General features: G+C 69.9%; 16 protein-coding genes and 1 pseudogene. 13 read left to right on the plus strand and 4 right to left on the minus strand.

All coding sequences use genetic code 11. The features are described from left to right. Positions 1–277 precede the first annotated feature (277 nt). From JOD60_RS12050 to JOD60_RS12060, 3 genes are all read left to right on the plus strand, one after another. Positions 278–652, plus strand: coding sequence for a hypothetical protein (locus JOD60_RS12050; RefSeq protein ID WP_157127944.1), 375 nt, complete (start codon positions 278–280; stop codon positions 650–652). Then, the gene (locus JOD60_RS12055; RefSeq protein ID WP_157127945.1) at positions 653–1,060 is read left to right on the plus strand and encodes a hypothetical protein; all 408 of its coding nucleotides are present in this window, start codon (positions 653–655) and stop codon (positions 1,058–1,060) included. It begins immediately after the preceding gene. A 100-nt stretch (positions 1,061–1,160) separates the two neighbouring features. Then, entirely contained in the window at positions 1,161–1,667 is a 507-nt protein-coding gene (locus tag JOD60_RS12060; RefSeq protein WP_076690828.1) for a glycine cleavage system transcriptional repressor, read from the plus strand. Between the two features lie 28 nt (positions 1,668–1,695). Here the strand turns inward: JOD60_RS12060 and JOD60_RS12065 are convergent. Further along, positions 1,696–1,851: pseudogene (locus tag JOD60_RS12065) on the minus strand (arsenic transporter); the annotation flags it as partial. Positions 1,852–1,967: 116 nt separating this feature from the next. Between JOD60_RS12065 and JOD60_RS12070 the strand changes: the two are divergent. Then, positions 1,968–3,485, plus strand: a complete 1,518-nt coding sequence (locus JOD60_RS12070; protein WP_076689818.1) for an IS1634 family transposase — start codon at positions 1,968–1,970, stop codon at positions 3,483–3,485. On the opposite strand, the gene JOD60_RS12075 is transcribed toward JOD60_RS12070, so the two are convergent. Beyond that, complete coding sequence (locus tag JOD60_RS12075; RefSeq protein ID WP_232321779.1) at positions 3,482–4,516, minus strand: SLC13 family permease; 1,035 nt, start codon at positions 4,514–4,516, stop codon at positions 3,482–3,484. The genes JOD60_RS12070 and JOD60_RS12075 overlap by 4 nt on opposite strands. A gap of 66 nt (positions 4,517–4,582) precedes the next feature. Between JOD60_RS12075 and thrS the strand changes: the two genes are divergently transcribed. Both thrS and JOD60_RS12085 read left to right on the plus strand, forming a co-directional pair. Beyond that, the gene (thrS, locus tag JOD60_RS12080; RefSeq protein WP_076690829.1) at positions 4,583–6,583 is read left to right on the plus strand and encodes a threonine--tRNA ligase; all 2,001 of its coding nucleotides are present in this window, start codon (positions 4,583–4,585) and stop codon (positions 6,581–6,583) included. A gap of 13 nt (positions 6,584–6,596) precedes the next feature. Then, positions 6,597–7,139, plus strand: a complete 543-nt coding sequence (locus tag JOD60_RS12085) for an HIT family protein (protein WP_076690830.1) — start codon at positions 6,597–6,599, stop codon at positions 7,137–7,139. 120 nt (positions 7,140–7,259) lie between these two features. Here the strand turns inward: JOD60_RS12085 and pdxY are convergent, their stop codons facing one another. Both pdxY and JOD60_RS12095 read right to left on the minus strand, forming a co-directional pair. Continuing rightward, positions 7,260–8,111: a pyridoxal kinase PdxY gene (pdxY, locus tag JOD60_RS12090; RefSeq protein WP_076690831.1), complete on the minus strand. Its 852-nt coding sequence runs from the start codon at positions 8,109–8,111 to the stop codon at positions 7,260–7,262. 3 nt (positions 8,112–8,114) lie between these two features. Then, a complete protein-coding gene (locus JOD60_RS12095; protein ID WP_076690832.1) occupies positions 8,115–9,482 on the minus strand; it encodes an aminotransferase class I/II-fold pyridoxal phosphate-dependent enzyme in 1,368 nt (455 codons plus the stop codon). Positions 9,483–9,494: 12 nt separating this feature from the next. Between JOD60_RS12095 and pdxS the strand changes: the two genes are divergently transcribed. The 7 genes from pdxS to ruvB all read left to right on the plus strand — a co-directional run bounded on the left by pdxS (position 9,495) and on the right by ruvB (position 14,742). Beyond that, positions 9,495–10,433 (plus strand): pyridoxal 5'-phosphate synthase lyase subunit PdxS, encoded by a 939-nt coding sequence (gene pdxS / locus JOD60_RS12100; RefSeq protein ID WP_275578789.1) that lies wholly within the window; start codon positions 9,495–9,497, stop codon positions 10,431–10,433. Beyond that, complete coding sequence (gene pdxT, locus JOD60_RS12105; protein ID WP_076690834.1) at positions 10,427–11,023, plus strand: pyridoxal 5'-phosphate synthase glutaminase subunit PdxT; 597 nt, start codon at positions 10,427–10,429, stop codon at positions 11,021–11,023. Before pdxS ends, pdxT begins: the two co-directional genes overlap by 7 nt. Before the next feature lie 28 nt (positions 11,024–11,051). Beyond that, positions 11,052–11,594, plus strand: coding sequence for a DUF1697 domain-containing protein (locus JOD60_RS12110; protein ID WP_076690835.1), 543 nt, complete (start codon positions 11,052–11,054; stop codon positions 11,592–11,594). 10 nt (positions 11,595–11,604) lie between these two features. Next, the gene (locus JOD60_RS12115) at positions 11,605–12,363 is read left to right on the plus strand and encodes a YebC/PmpR family DNA-binding transcriptional regulator (RefSeq protein WP_076690836.1); all 759 of its coding nucleotides are present in this window, start codon (positions 11,605–11,607) and stop codon (positions 12,361–12,363) included. 51 nt (positions 12,364–12,414) lie between these two features. Beyond that, positions 12,415–12,990: a crossover junction endodeoxyribonuclease RuvC gene (gene ruvC / locus JOD60_RS12120; protein WP_076690837.1), complete on the plus strand. Its 576-nt coding sequence runs from the start codon at positions 12,415–12,417 to the stop codon at positions 12,988–12,990. Positions 12,991–13,082: 92 nt separating this feature from the next. Beyond that, complete coding sequence (gene ruvA / locus JOD60_RS12125; RefSeq protein ID WP_076690838.1) at positions 13,083–13,706, plus strand: Holliday junction branch migration protein RuvA; 624 nt, start codon at positions 13,083–13,085, stop codon at positions 13,704–13,706. Further along, positions 13,699–14,742, plus strand: coding sequence for a Holliday junction branch migration DNA helicase RuvB (gene ruvB, locus JOD60_RS12130; protein ID WP_076690839.1), 1,044 nt, complete (start codon positions 13,699–13,701; stop codon positions 14,740–14,742). The genes ruvA and ruvB overlap by 8 nt, the downstream gene beginning before the upstream one ends. Positions 14,743–14,782: the final 40 nt, after the last annotated feature.

Consider the following 14,782-nt stretch of genomic DNA (forward strand, 5'->3'; position numbering starts at 1 on the left):
CAGCGTTCGCTACTGCACTCGCCCCCGGCGAATCCATCGACGACGCCATAGTTCGGCTATGTGAGGCAATCACGCCCGCCTTCACCAATGGCGATCGGATCTCAGTCGTCACTTCCAGCGACCTGCGCCGTTTGGGGTACCACGTACATATTGATGAACCTCCTGAGCACCACTGCCTTATTGGTGGCGCTGATCTCTCGAATCCACCAGACTTGGAGCATCTTGTGACATTGTTCAGAGACCGACGACCAAACCCAGCCTGGAAGGGGGATTCGACATGACTCCGCGAGTGATGATCGACTTAAACTCCACCGACCATGACGGAGAGACCGTCGCGTTGCTTGAAGATGTTTCCGGCGGCACGCTTAGTCGCGGGCGCATGGCACTGGCCTATGAGCCCGAGGCTGGCCTGTGTGCGCAAGCCAGGGTGGCTTCCATCAGAGAGGATTTGGGTATCGCCTACCTCCAAGTCGATTGGAGGTCGATGAAACGCATGGGCGACGAATCGGGCGGGTTTCAGATCACCAAGCACGACTGGGTGATGTCTGCATCCGCGTCTGCATCGGTTGGCCGCGACGTGCATGTGCGAAGCTCCGGTCGGCTTGCTGGAAGAATGGCGCTCGGAGGCGCGGCGAATGCTGGGGGTGCCTAAGTGCACGTCTCCGCACTGATCGTCGCAGATGCCGTCTCGGTGCGCGAGGGTCTCTTGCACGTTCTCGGTGGCGGCATCAGCTATGTCCAGCGAGGAAGCTACCCCGCTCCACTGCTGGCGGATATCGGCATACTCGTGTCCCATCGGGCGTCAGCGCGCAATTTTCACATCAACGTGGCACTACGCAAAGACGGCTCGCCCGAAGTTCTAAGTGAAATCGAAGTGGATGGAGAGGCTGCTGACACGCCTGACGTGGACGCCAACGTATACGGCACAATTCCCCTCCAGATAGACGCGCGGTCGATCGCGATCCCGGGGCCGGGGAATTACACCCTCAGTGTGACCCTCCGCGGCGGAAAGGGTCTCACCACTCACTTCACGGCCATCGAGGCTTCTCCCGGCACGTAGACGAGGCGTGCGCAGGGGATCGGGCGCGGTGTACCCCATGCAACGGTAGGTCTCCGTCAGAACATGTTCCTGCCGACATCCTGAGCGCTAACCTCGACGCATGGCCCAACTCGTGCTCACCGTCGTCGGCGACGACCGCGCCGGTCTCGTGAACGCCCTCGCGCAGAAGGTCTCGGAGGCCGGCGCCAACTGGGAGCAGAGCGAGCTCGCGGAGCTGGCCGGCGCGTTCGCGGGCATCGTGCTCGTCCGGGTGGACGATGCGCGCGTCGACGAGCTCGTGGCGTCGCTGCAGTCTCTGGAGGGGATGCTGAAGGTCGCGGTCCACACCGGCACTTCGGCCGCCGCTCCCGCGCCCCGCACCCTCCACATCACCGTGCTCGGCAACGACCGTCCCGGCATCGTCCGCGACGTGACGGCGACGATCGCCGCCCACGCCCTGTCTATCGACACCTTCCGCAGCCGCACGCTCGATGCCCCGATGGCCGGCGGCATCCTCTTCGAGGCCACCGTCGAGGTGAGCATCCCCGAGGGGGCGGATGCCGCGGTGATCCGTCGTGCCCTGGAAGACCTCGCGGGCGAGATCCAGGTCGACCTCAACGTCGAGTGAGAGTGCGCGCCGGCATCCGTCGCCGGCGTCAGCGCCACGCGAGGGGGATCACGGCCAGCGCGACCACCAGGGGAGCGGCCACCAGTCCCCACAGCACGTAGCGGCGCCACGGCACGTCGACGCCCACCGCGCGCAGCCGCTCGTGCCACAGCAGGGTCGCCAGCGACGCCCACGGGGTGATCAGGCCTGGATCGTGTCACCGTCGGGTGATTTCGCGGGTTGAGGATCGTTGAGGCTTGATTTTCCGGGGGTGTTGGTGCCTCGTGCGGGGCACTAACGGCGTCGATCTAGACTCGCTCGGTGGGGTGGTTCGTGCGGAAGGTGCGCACCGCGTCGGGTGCGACGGCGGTGCAGATCGCGTCGAAGACCCGTGGTGTGCGGACGATCGTGGAGCACCTCGGCTCCGCGCACGACGATGAGCAGCTCGCGGTGCTGGTCGCGATCGCGCGGGAGCGGATCGCGGAGCTGGCCGGGCATGTCCCGTTCGATCTGGACGGGCTGGGCGCGACGCCGCCGGCCACGACCGCGCCGACGGTGACCGGGTCGAGGTCCAGGTTGTTGTGGGATGTCCTCGAGGACGCCTACGCCCGTCTCGGGTTCGACGCGGTCGGCAACGACACATTCAAGAAGCTGGTCCTGGCCCGCGTCGTCGAGCCGACCAGCAAGGCGGACACGCTGCGGGTGTGGGACGAGCTCGGTGTCCCGGGTGCGCCGTCGCTGTCGACCGTGTGGCGGACCCTCGCCCGCAGCGTTGAGCAGGACTGGCGGTCGAAGATCGCCGCCGCAGCCTACGCGCATGCGACCCGATCTGGCCCGCTCACCGTCGTGCTCTACGACGTCACCACCCTCTACTTCGAGGCGGAGCGTGAAGACAAGCTCCGCAAGGTCGGGATGAGCAAAGAGCGCCGCGTCGACCCGCAGATCCTCGTCGGCCTCCTCGTGGACCAGGGCGGGTTCCCCCTCGAAGTCCACGAGTTCGCGGGCAACAGGGGCGAGACTCTCACCCTGCTGCCCGTCCTCGACCAGTTCCGCGAACGTCACTCCGCGACCGAGGTCGTGGTCGTCGCGGACGCCGGCATGCTGTCCGCAGCGAACCTGAACCGGCTGGAGGACGCCGGGTTCGGTTTCATCGTCGGCTCCCGCACCTCCTCCGCGCCATACGATCTCGCCGAGCACTACGCGACCGTCGGGAACATCGTCACCGATGGGGAGACGGTCGAGACCACCCGAACCATGGGTGCGGGTGTGAACGCGCGGGAGCGGCGAGTGGTGTGGCAGTACTCCCACAAGCGGAAGATCCGCGACAACATCACGTTGAACAAGCAGATCGAACGCGCCGAGCAGATCGCTGCCGGCACCCGCCCGGCGAAGAAGGACCGGTTCGTCACCCTCGGCACCAAGCCCGGCGTGAACTGGGCAAGAGTCGAGAAGGCCCGCGAATACATCGGCCTCAAGGGGTACGTCACCAACCTCAGCACCGCGACGGCTTCCGCTGCAGAGATCGTGGCGGCCTACCATGACCTGTTCCAGGTCGAGGCGACGTTCCGGATGGCAAAGACCGACCTGCGGGCGAGGCCGATGTTCGCGTCGACCGCGGACTCGATCCACGCGCACCTCACCGTCGTGTTCTGCGCTCTCGCGATCAGCCGGCACCTCTACAAGACCACCGGCGTGACGGTCCGCCGTATCGTCCGCGCGCTGCGCCCGCTGCGTGACGTCACGATCACCATCGACGGACACGAACTCACCGCGACCACCCCGCCAACGGGGGAAGCCGCCGACATCATCGCCGCACTCCGGCCGGGCGTGGGGCACTAAACTGACACGATCCAGGTCAGGGGGCCGGCGCCCACCCCGATGAGCAGCGCGGCGAGCCGGACCGGCGAATCGGCGACGCTCTCGAGGGCGAGGTAGGCGGGCAGGTTGTTGACGGCGTTCGCGCCCAGCATCCCGGCGCCGGCGAGCTGCCAGAGCGACAGCAGATCGTCGCCGGAGCCGGTGGCGGCGGCGAGAACCTGCGCCGACCCCCCCGCCTCCAGCGCGCCGACCGCGAGGAACAGCCCCGACGCGAACACGACGAGCTGCCACGGCACGAGCCGCAGGTGCAACGCACCGGGCGAGCGCCAGGCGAACAGGACCGTGAGCGCTGCCGCCGCGGCCAGCGCGGGCAGCCACGGCGGCATGCCGCTGACGAGCAGCGGCAGCAGCACGATCAGCACGACGGCTGAGCCGCGCAGGAGCACGGCATCGGCGACGCGCGGCGGCGCGCCGATCGCGAACCGGCCTGACAGGGCACGCCGGTGCCACGTCCACAGCAGCAGCACCGTGGCGGCGACAGCCACGAGAGCCGACGGCCCCAGCAGCGCGAGGAACGGCACCGGCACCCCGCCCTCGTCGAGCCGATGCGCCGCCAGCAGGTTGGTGAGGTTCGAGACCGGGAGGAAGAGCGATGCCGTGTTGGCCAGCCACACCGTCGTGAACGCGAACGGCAGCGGTGGCAGGCCGTTGGCGCGTGCCACCGCGACGACGACCGGCGTCAGCAGCACCGCGGTCGTGTCGAGGGACAGGAACGCCGTCACGACGACGGCGAACCCGACGATCAACAGCCACAGCGTGACGATGCGACCGCGCGACCAGCGTGCCAGGCGCGCGGCCACGACGTCGAAGACGCCCGCGGTCGCGGACAGCTCCGCCACGATCGTGACGGCGACGACGAACAGCAGGATCGGCCAGACGCGCTCCGCGATCGCTCCCGCCTCGTCCGCGGGCAGCACGCCGGACGCGACGGCGGCGCCGCCCGCCAGGAGCAGCACGACTCCGACGAGGGCGAGCTTCACGGCATCCATCATGGCGCTCACGAGCCAGGTGCGGGCGAGAGATAGCCTGGGAGGAGCATTGATCGAAGAAGGATCCCCGTGACTGACGTGACCTACCCCGCCGACGGCTTCGCGCTGTTCCCCGACCGCTCCGTGATCGCCCTACGCGTGAACGGCGACCTGAAAGACCTCGCGACCGTCGTCACGGCCGAGGACGCGGTCGAGCCCGTCACCGTCGACAGCGCCGACGGTCTGGCGATCCTGCGCCACTCCACGGCGCACGTCCTCGCGCAGGCGGTGCAGCGCATCCGCCCGCAGGCGAACCTCGGCATCGGCCCGCCGATCACCGACGGCTTCTACTACGACTTCGGCGTCGACGATCCCTTCACCCCCGAAGACCTCAAGGCCATCAAGAAGGAGATGGAGCGCATCGTCCGCGAGAACCAGCGGTTCGTTCGTCGCGTGGTCACCGAGGACGAGGCGCGCGCCGAAATGGCGGACGAGCCGTTCAAGCTCGAGCTCATCGACCTCGCCGGAGGCCCCGGTTCCGGCGCGAACGCCGCCGAGGGCGCGTCGGCGGAGATCGGCGCCGGCGAGCTCACGATCTACGACAACGTCACCCGCGACGGCGAGACCGCCTGGCGCGATCTCTGCCGCGGCCCCCACGTGCCGGGGACGCGCCTGGTCGGCAACGGCTGGGACCTCACCCGCATCGCCGGGGCGTATTGGCGCGGCAGCGAGAAGAACCCGCAGCTGCAGCGCATCTACGGCACCGCCTGGCCCACGAAGGACGAGCTGCGGGCCTACCAGCAGCGTCTCGAGGAGGCCGCGAAGCGCGACCACCGCAAGCTCGGCAAGGAGCTCGACCTGTTCAGCTTCCCCGACGAGATCGGCTCGGGGCTGTCGGTCTGGCATCCGAAGGGCGGCATCGTCCGCGGCGAGATGGAGCAGCACGCGCGCCGTCGCCACATCGCGGCCGGCTACACCTACGTGTACACCCCGCACATCTCGAAGGAGGACCTGTTCCTCACCTCGAACCACCTCGTGACCTACCGCGACGGCATGTTTCCGCCGATCGTGATGGACGAGGAGCGGGATGCCGAGGGCAACATCACCAAGGCGGGCCAGGACTACTACCTGAAGCCCATGAACTGCCCGATGCACATCCTCATCTACAAGGAGCGCGCGCGCAGCTACCGCGACCTGCCGATGCGGCTCGCCGAGAACGGCACCGTGTACCGCAACGAGCTGTCCGGCGCCCTCCACGGGCTCACCCGGGTCCGGGGCTTCACGCAGGACGACTCGCACCTGTTCGTCACCGAGGATCAACTCGAGACCGAGGCGACGCGCGTGCTCGAGTTCGTCACCTCGATGCTGCGCGACTTCGGCCTCGACGACTTCGAGCTCGAGCTGTCGATGCGCGACGACGAGAAGAGCAAGTGGATCGGCTCCGACGAGTTCTGGGAGTACTCCACCAACGCCCTGCGCAACGTCGCCGTCGCCTCGGGGCTGAAGCTCACCGAGGTCCCCGGCGAGGCGGCGTTCTACGGCCCGAAGATCGACCTCAAGACCCGCGACGCGATCGGCCGCACCTGGCAGCTGTCGACCGTGCAGGTCGACCCGAACCTGCCCGAGCGCTTCGGCCTGGAGTACACCGGGCCCGACGGCGAGAAGCACCGCCCGATCATGATCCACCGCGCGCTGTTCGGCTCGATCGAGCGCTTCTTCGCGATCCTGCTCGAGCACTACGCGGGTGCCTTCCCGGTGTGGCTGGCACCCCAACAGGTCGTCGGCATCCCCGTCGCGGACGACTTCGCTCCCTACCTCGACGAGATCATCGACCGCCTGCGCGCGCGCGGTGTGCGTGCCGAGGTCGACCACTCCGCCGACCGGATGCCGAAGAAGATCCGCACGCACACGACTCAGAAGGTGCCGCTGCAGCTCATCGCGGGGGAGCAGGACCGGTCGCAGGGCACGGTCTCGTTCCGGTTCCGCGACGGGTCGCAGACCAACGGCATCCCCGTCGACGAGGCGATCGAGAAGATCGTCGGTGCGATCGCGTCGCACGCCCTCGTCAACACCGCCGAGGATCTCGCGTGAGCGGAGCCGGGCGATGAGCGAGGGCGAGCTCATCGACGCCGCGACCCTGCCGGGGGTCCCGGACGAGTTCCAGCGGCTCTGGACGCCGCATCGGATGGCGTACATCACCGCCGGTGCGGACGTGAACCGCGGGTCGGGATGCCCGTTCTGCGCGGCGCCGCAGCGGACGGATGCCGAGGGGCTCATCGTCCACCGCGGCCAGACCGCCTACGTGCTGCTGAACCTGTTCCCCTACAACTCGGGCCACATGCTGGTGTGCCCCTACCGCCACATCCCGACGTACGACCAGGCCACCGCCGAGGAGGTCGCCGAGATCGGCGCGCTGACGCAGACCGCCATGCGGGTGCTGCGTCAGGTCTCCCGCTGCGACGGGTTCAACATCGGGATGAACCAGGGCGCGGTCGCCGGTGCCGGCGTCGACGAGCACCTGCACCAGCACATCGTGCCGCGGTGGGCGACCGACGCGAACTTCTTCCCGATCATCGCCAAGACCAAAGCCCTGCCGCAGCTTCTCGGCGAGGTGCGCGAGGCCGTAGCATCCGCCTGGCCCGCCTGACCCACCCGTCCGCAACCCCGCCCCGACCCCTCGCGACGCGAGACAACGGATGTGCACCGAGACCTCGGTGCACATCCGTTGACTCGGTGCAGGGACGCCGTGTCGCCGCGGCGCTCGCGGTCAGCGCACGCGGGTGACCGCGAACTGCAGGCGGGGGTGGGCGTAGAACTCCTGCGCCTCGACGAGCTGCAGCTCGCGCTGACCGGACTCGTGCGTCAGCTGCAGCAGGTCCCACACGCTCGAGACGGTCTTCGCGAGGGCGGCCGCGGCATCCCCGCTCGCGCGGTAGTGCGCCGTGAACAGCGCAGCGGTGACGTCGCCCGAGCCGTTCGCCTTCATCGGGATGTGCGGGGTCTGCACGATCCACGCGCCGTCCCCGGTGACGGCGAGCATCTCGATCGTCCCCTCCGGGCGGTCGGGACGCTCGACCGACGTCACGAGCACGACATCCGGCCCCATCGCGCGCGCCGCGTCGGCGGAGGCGAGGGTCGACTCCAGGTCGCTCGGCTCCGTCTCGGTGAGAAAGCCCAGCTCGAACTGGTTGGGAGTGATGATGTCGGCGGCCGGCACCACCCGTTCGCGCAGCAGGATCGGGATGGCGGGTGCGACGAAGCACCCGCTCTTCGCGTTGCCCATCACGGGGTCGCACGAGTACACCGCTGCGGGGTTGGCCGCCTTCACCCGCGCGACGGCGTCGAGGATGACGTCGCCGATGCCCTCCGAGCCCTGGTATCCGCTGAGGACGACGTCGATCTCGCCGAAGACGCCGCGCTCCTCGATGCCGGTGATGACGTCGCGCACATCCGCGGGGGAGATGAGCGGCCCCCGCCACGCCCCGTACCCGGTGTGGTTGGAGAAGTTCACCGTGTACACCGGCAGCACCTCGACGCCGATCCGCTGCAGCGGGAAGACGGCGGCGGAGTTGCCGACGTGGCCGTAGGCGACGGCGGACTGGATGGACAGGATCTTCACGGATCAACCCGCTTTCTTCAGGTCCGCCGCCTCGATGGCGGCGGCGAGGTCGGATGCCAGGCGCCGGGCGTCGGCATCGGAGAGGTCATGGACGGTGAGGCGCAGCCGCCGGGCGGCGCCGGTGTCGGCGAGGATGAACTCGTCGCCGGGCCGGGCGAGCCAGCCGCGCCGCATGAGCTGCTCGCAGACGGCGCGGGCGCCGACCGGGAGTGCCACCCACACGTTGAGGCCATCGCCGACGTCGGCGTCGATACCGTGCTCGGCGAGGAGAGCGGCGAAGGCGTCGTTGCGGCGCGCATAGTGCGCGGACGCACGACGGATGCCGGCGTGCACCGTGTCATCGGCGAGCAGCGCGTGCGTGAGCCGCTGCAGCAGGTGGCTCACCCACGTCGTGCCGGGGCTCAGCCGAAGCGCGAGGCGCTCGGCGGTATCGGGGTCGGAGGCGGTGATCGCCAGGCACATGTCGGGACCCAGGAACTTCGACACCGACCGCACAAGTGCGAACCGGCGGTGGCCGGTGCCGATGAGCGAGTGGTAGGGCTGGGTCGACAGCAGCGAGTAGTGGTCGTCCTCGATGACGAGCACGTACGGGTGGTCGGCCAGCACCTCCCGGAGCTCCGCGGCGCGGCGCGGCGACAGGCTCGCCCCCGTGGGGTTCTGCGCCCGTGGGGTGCAGACGACGGCGCGGACGCCGGCGGCGAGGGCGGCGCGCAGTCCCGCGACGGTCATCCCCTCGGCATCCACCGGCACGGCCACCGGCCGGTATCCGCCGAGGCGCACCGTATTGAGGCTGGACAGGAAGCAGGGGTCCTCCAGGGCGACCGGGTCGTCGCGGGTGAGGGTCTGCGACAGCAGCCGGTCGATCGCGTCCGACGCGCCGCTGGTGACCGTGAGCCGGAACGCCAGCGCCGGGTCGAGGGCCTCGCCGAGCCACGCCGTCGCCCACGCGTCAAGACCGCGATCGATGACCGGCTCACCGTAGAGCACGGGTCGGCCCACCACCGCCGCGAGGGCGCGCGAGGGGTCGGGGATGAGGTCGGGGTCGGGGTTGCCGGTGCCGATATCGCGCAGCACACTGCCCTGGGCGAACCCCTCCTGCGGCGCCGGAGCCGCTCCGGCGACTACCGTGCCGCCGCGGCCCCGGCTGGCCACGAGGCCGGCCTGCGCCAGCTGCCGATAGGCGGCGACGACGGTGTTGCGGTTGACGCCGAGCCGCTCGGCGAGCGCACGCACCGGGGGGAGCACGGCGCCGGTATCGAGGTCGCCGCGCTCGATGCGGCGCCGGATGCTGGCGGCGATCTCGTTCGCCGACCCGCCGCCGATCGCGTCAGAGGTCTCGTCGGGGATGTCGCCGTGCACGACGTTCAGCATACGTGCTCGGCCATGCTAGCTTTTGGCCTAGGTCAATTCGACATCCTCGAAGGAGCACTCGTGTCCACTGCCGCCACCGGAACCTCGCGCGTCAAGCGCGGCCTCGCCGAGATGCTGAAGGGCGGCGTCATCATGGACGTCGTCACGCCCGACCAGGCGAAGATTGCCGAGGATGCCGGCGCGGTCGCCGTCATGGCGCTCGAGCGCGTGCCCGCCGACATCCGCGCGCAGGGCGGGGTGTCGCGGATGAGCGACCCCGACATGATCGACGGCATCATCGAAGCCGTCTCGATCCCGGTCATGGCGAAGGCGCGCATCGGCCACTTCGTCGAGGCGCAGGTGCTGCAGGAGCTCGGCGTGGACTATATCGACGAGTCCGAGGTGCTCTCGCCCGCCGACTACGTCAACCACATCGACAAGTGGGACTTCACCGTTCCGTTCGTCTGCGGGGCGACGAACCTCGGCGAGGCGCTGCGGCGCATCACGGAGGGCGCGGCCATGATCCGCTCCAAGGGCGAGGCCGGCACCGGCGACGTCTCGGAGGCGATGAAGCACATCCGCAAGATCCGCGGCGAGATCGCCGCACTCGGCGCGCTGTCGAAGGACGAGCTCTACGTCGCGGCGAAGGAGCTGCAGGCGCCCTATGACCTCGTTGCCGAGATCGCCGAGACGGGCACGCTGCCCGTCGTCCTGTTCGTCGCCGGGGGAGTGGCCACCCCGGCCGATGCCGCCATGATGATGCAGCTGGGCGCCGACGGCGTGTTCGTGGGCTCCGGCATCTTCAAAAGCGGCAACCCCGCCGCCCGTGCCGCCGCGATCGTCAAGGCCACGACGTTCTTCGACGACGCGAAGGTCATCGCCGACGTCTCGCGGGGACTCGGCGAGGCTATGGTCGGCATCAACGTGACCGACCTGCCGGCGCCGCACCGCCTCGCCGAGCGCGGATGGTGACCGCGGGGATGCCGCGCGTCGGCGTCCTCGCGCTGCAGGGGGACGTCCGTGAGCACGCGCGCGTGCTCACGGCGCTCGGCGCCGACGTCGTGCTCGTCCGCCGGCCCGAGGAGCTCGCGGCCATCTCGGGGCTCGTCATCCCCGGCGGCGAGTCGAGCGTGATCGACAAGCTCGCCCGCGCCTTCGGCATGCAGCAGCCGATCCGCGACGCCATCTCGGGCGGTCTGCCCGTCTACGGCACCTGCGCGGGCCTGATTCTCCTCGCGGACCGCATCACCGACGGCATCCGGGGTCAGGAGACCTTCGGCGGCCTCGACGTCACGGTGCAGCGCAATGCCTTCGGCAGTCAGGTCGACTCCTTCGAGACCGACCTGACGGTCGAGGGGTTCGACACCACGACGCACGCAACCTTCATCCGCGCCCCACGCGTCGTCGAGGTCGGCCCCGCCGCCCGCACGATCGCGACGCTCGACGACGGCGCGGTCGTCGCCGTCCGGCAGGGCAGGCTGCTCGGCACCGCCTTCCACCCGGAGGTGTCGGGCGAGACGCGCTTCCACGAGCTGTTCTTGGACACCATCGGCGCCGCCTGATGTCGGCCGGGCGCGGTAGCGTTCGGGCATGACGACATGGGTGGCGCTCCTGCGCGGAGTCAACGTCGGCGGCGTGACGGTCCGCAGCGCCGAGCTCGCGGCGCTGTTCCGCGACCTCGGCTTCGATCGGGTGACGACGGTCCTCGCGAGTGGGAACGTGCGCTTCGAGGCGGATGCCGCGGCATCCGCCCGTGCCGACCTGACGGAGACGATCGAGCGTGCCCTCGGCGAGCGGTTCGATTATGAGGCGTGGATCGTGCTCGTCACGATGCGGGAGCTCGATGCGGCGATCGCGGGCTTCCCGTTCGACGCCGATGACGCCGGCCGTCAGCCGTACGTGGTCTTCTGCCGCGATCGGGCGGTGCGCGACGCTCTCGCGCACACGGCGGAAGAGCTCGAGTCGCCGGACGATCTCGTGCAGCCCGGTTTCGGCGTCGTGTACTGGAGCCCGCCGAAGGGGCGCTCGGTGGACACCCCGTTCGCCAAGGCGCTGGCCCGATCGTCGTACACCGGCACCACGACCACCCGCAACCTCCGCACCCTCGCGAAGATCGCGGCCGCGGGACCGTAAACTGGAGGCTATGTCCGGACACTCCAAATGGGCCACGACCAAGCACAAGAAGGCCGTCATCGACGCGCGCCGTGCCAAGTCGTGGGCGAAGCTCATCAAGAACATCGAAGTCGCCGCGAAGCTCGGAGGCCCGGACCTCCAGGGCAACCCGACCCTGTTCGACGCCGTTCTGAAGGCGAAGAAGACCTCCGTCCCCAAAGACAACATCGACCGCGCCATCAAGCGGGGCGCCGGCATCGGCGGCGAGTCGGTCGAGTACCTGAACATCATGTACGAGGGGTACGCGCCCGGCGGTGTCGCCCTCATGATCGAGTGTCTGACGGACAACAAGAACCGCGCCGCCGCAGAGGTGCGCACGGCCCTGAGCCGCAACGGCGGCACCCTCGCCGACCCCGGATCGGTCGCCTACAACTTCACCCGCAAGGGCGTCATCGTCGTCTCCGAGGAGGGCACCACCGAGGATGACGTGATGATGGCCGCCCTCGAGGCCGGCGCCGAGGAGATCGAGCCGCACGCCCAGGGCTTCGAGGTCATCACCGAGGCCTCCGACCTCGTCGCGGTGCGCTCCGCCCTGCAGGGGGCCGGCATCGAGTACGAGTCCGCCGATGTCGAGTTCGTGCCGAACCTCAAGGTCGAGATCGACGCCGAGACGGCCCGCAAGATCTTCCGTCTCATCGACGCCCTCGAAGACAGCGACGATGTGCAGAACGTCTTCAGCAACTTCGACCTGTCGGCCGAGGTGCAGGCCGAACTCGAGCAAGACGAGTAAGCCCCGCGATTCGAGAGCGGATGCCGCCGATCCACGCCGTAGCGTGGGGGAGTGGCATCCGCTCTTCGCGTTCTCGGCATCGACCCCGGCCTCACCCGCTGCGGCGTCGGTGTCGTCGACGTCGCGCGCGACCGCTCCGCGTCGCTCGTGCACGTCGGCGTCGTGCGCTCCGCGACCGACCTGCCGATCGAGCAGCGGCTGGCGACGATCGCCGCCGGCATCCGCGCCGTGCTCCGCTCCCACAACCCCGACGTCGTCGCAGTGGAGCGCGTGTTCGCGCAGCAGAACCGCAACACCGTGATGGGCACGGCGCAGGCCAGCGGCATCGCCCTGCTGGTGGCGGCCGAGTACGGCCTCCCCGCCGCCACCCATACCCCCTCCGAGGTCAAGGCCGCGATCACCGGATACGGCGCCGCCGACAAGCTCCAGGTGCAGACCATGGTGGCGCGCGTGCTGCGCTTGGACGCGCTGCCGCAGCCCGCCGATGCCGCCGACGCGCTCGCCCTCGCCCTGTGCCACGCGTGGCGGCAAGGGCCGGGGAATGCCGCCGGACCCGACGCCACGGCCTCCCTCACGCCGGCGCAGCGCGCGTGGGCGGATGCCGAGCGTGCGGCCGCACGCCGATGACGGAGCCGATGACGGCGACGGCGGCCGTGGCCACACTCGCGGCGGCGCGTGTCGCTCGAACAAAACTGCGAACCGCCTCGTAGGCTGATCGCATGATCTCCTCGCTGCGCGGACGCGTCCTGCATGTCGATGCCGAGTCGGCGATCATCGAGGTCGGCGGCGTCGGCTTCACCGTCGCCGTCACCGCCCAGGTCTCCCGCGCCCTGCACGTCGGCGACGAGACCCAGCTGTACACGACGCTGGTCGTCCGAGACGACGCCCTCTCCCTCTACGGCTTCGCCGAGCGCGAGGAGCTCGGCGTGTTCACGCAGCTGCTGAGCGTGTCCGGCGTGGGACCCAAATCGGCGCTCGGCGTGCTGTCGGCGCTCACCGTGGCACAGATCGCCGAGGCCGTCGCCGCCGAGGACGATGCGCCGTTCCGCCGCGTGTCGGGCATCGGCCCGAAGACGGCGAAGCTCATCGTCGTGCAACTGGCCGGCAAGCTCCACGTCGCGGTCGGGGTGGCCGCGCCCGCGGCGGGTGCGCCGGCCGGCGCCGTGGCCGCGCAGGTCGTCGCCGCCCTGGTGGCCCTCGGCTGGAACGAGCGGGTCAGTACCGAGGCGGTCGCCGCCGTGACGGATGCCGCGACATCCGCCCAGCGCGACTCCGTGCCGGCGCTGCTCAAGCTCGCCCTCGCCCAGCTGGGCCCGGCCCGTCCGGAGCGCGCCGGTGTCTGACGCCATCGATCCGGCCGCACCGCAGGACGAGACCGAGCTCGCCGTCGAAGGGGCGCTGCGCCCGGCATCCCTCGCCGAGTTCGTCGGCCAGCAGAAGGTGCGCGGCCAGCTGCAGCTGCTGCTCGACGCCGCCCGCATCCAGCAGCGGCCGCCGGACCACATCCTGCTGTCGGGGCCGCCCGGCCTCGGCAAGACCACGCTCGCGATGATCGTGGCGCAGGAGAGCGACCGCCCGTTGCGCCTGTCGAGCGGCCCTGCCATCCAGCACGCCGGCGATCTCGCGGCGCTGCTGTCGAGCCTCGTCCCCGGCGAGGTCCTCTTCATCGACGAGATCCACCGCATGGCGCGCTCCGCCGAGGAGATGCTGTACCTCGCGATGGAGGACTTCCGCATCGACATCATGGTCGGCAAGGGCGCGGGCGCCACCAGCATCCCGCTCGATCTCGCCCCGTTCACGCTCGTGGGTGCGACGACCCGATCCGGCATGCTGCCGAACCCGCTGCGTGACCGGTTCGGCTTCACGGCCCACCTGGAGTACTACGAACCGGAGGAGCTCGAGCAGGTGATCTCGCGCTCGGCGACGGTGCTCGGGGTCGACCTGCCGTCTTCCGCGCGTGCCGAGATCGCCCGGCGCTCCCGGGGGACCCCGCGCATCGCGAACCGGCTGCTGCGCCGGGTGCGCGACTACGTGATCGTGCACGGCGACGCCGACACCGCCGCGCGAGCGGCGGCGGCCGATGCCCACGTCGCGGCGGCCCTGAACCTCTACGACGTCGACGAGATCGGACTCGACCGCCTCGACCGGGCCGTGCTCGACGCCGTGGTCCGCCGTTTCCGCGGCGGTCCGGTGGGACTCGGCACCCTCGCGGTGACGGTCGGCGAGGAGGCCGACACGATCGAATCGGTCGTCGAGCCCTACCTCGTGCGCATCGGCCTGCTCACCCGCACGCCGCGCGGTCGCATCGCGACGCCGGAGGCGTACGCGCACCTGCGGGTGCCCGCGCCGAGCGGGGCCGCGATGTTCGATGACCTATAATCGCTGAAGGCCGGTCCCTGACCCTGACGCAGGGCTGCCG

This window comes from Microbacterium aurum (genome assembly GCF_016907815.1).
GTDB lineage: Bacteria > Actinomycetota > Actinomycetes > Actinomycetales > Microbacteriaceae > Microbacterium > Microbacterium aurum.

Excerpts from the sequence above, each read along its gene's own strand:
- JOD60_RS12050 (WP_157127944.1), top strand. The coding sequence starts at position 278 with ATGACTCCGCGAGTGATGATCGACTTAAACTCCACCGACCATGACGGA.
- JOD60_RS12060 (WP_076690828.1), top strand. The coding sequence starts at position 1,161 with ATGGCCCAACTCGTGCTCACCGTCGTCGGCGACGACCGCGCCGGTCTC.
- JOD60_RS12075 (WP_232321779.1), bottom strand. The coding sequence starts at position 4,516 with ATGATGGATGCCGTGAAGCTCGCCCTCGTCGGAGTCGTGCTGCTCCTG.
- JOD60_RS12085 (WP_076690830.1), top strand. The coding sequence starts at position 6,597 with ATGAGCGAGGGCGAGCTCATCGACGCCGCGACCCTGCCGGGGGTCCCG.
- JOD60_RS12095 (WP_076690832.1), bottom strand. The coding sequence starts at position 9,482 with ATGCTGAACGTCGTGCACGGCGACATCCCCGACGAGACCTCTGACGCG.
- pdxS (WP_275578789.1), top strand. The coding sequence starts at position 9,495 with ATGCTAGCTTTTGGCCTAGGTCAATTCGACATCCTCGAAGGAGCACTC.
- pdxT (WP_076690834.1), top strand. The coding sequence starts at position 10,427 with ATGGTGACCGCGGGGATGCCGCGCGTCGGCGTCCTCGCGCTGCAGGGG.
- JOD60_RS12110 (WP_076690835.1), top strand. The coding sequence starts at position 11,052 with ATGACGACATGGGTGGCGCTCCTGCGCGGAGTCAACGTCGGCGGCGTG.
- JOD60_RS12115 (WP_076690836.1), top strand. The coding sequence starts at position 11,605 with ATGTCCGGACACTCCAAATGGGCCACGACCAAGCACAAGAAGGCCGTC.
- ruvA (WP_076690838.1), top strand. The coding sequence starts at position 13,083 with ATGATCTCCTCGCTGCGCGGACGCGTCCTGCATGTCGATGCCGAGTCG.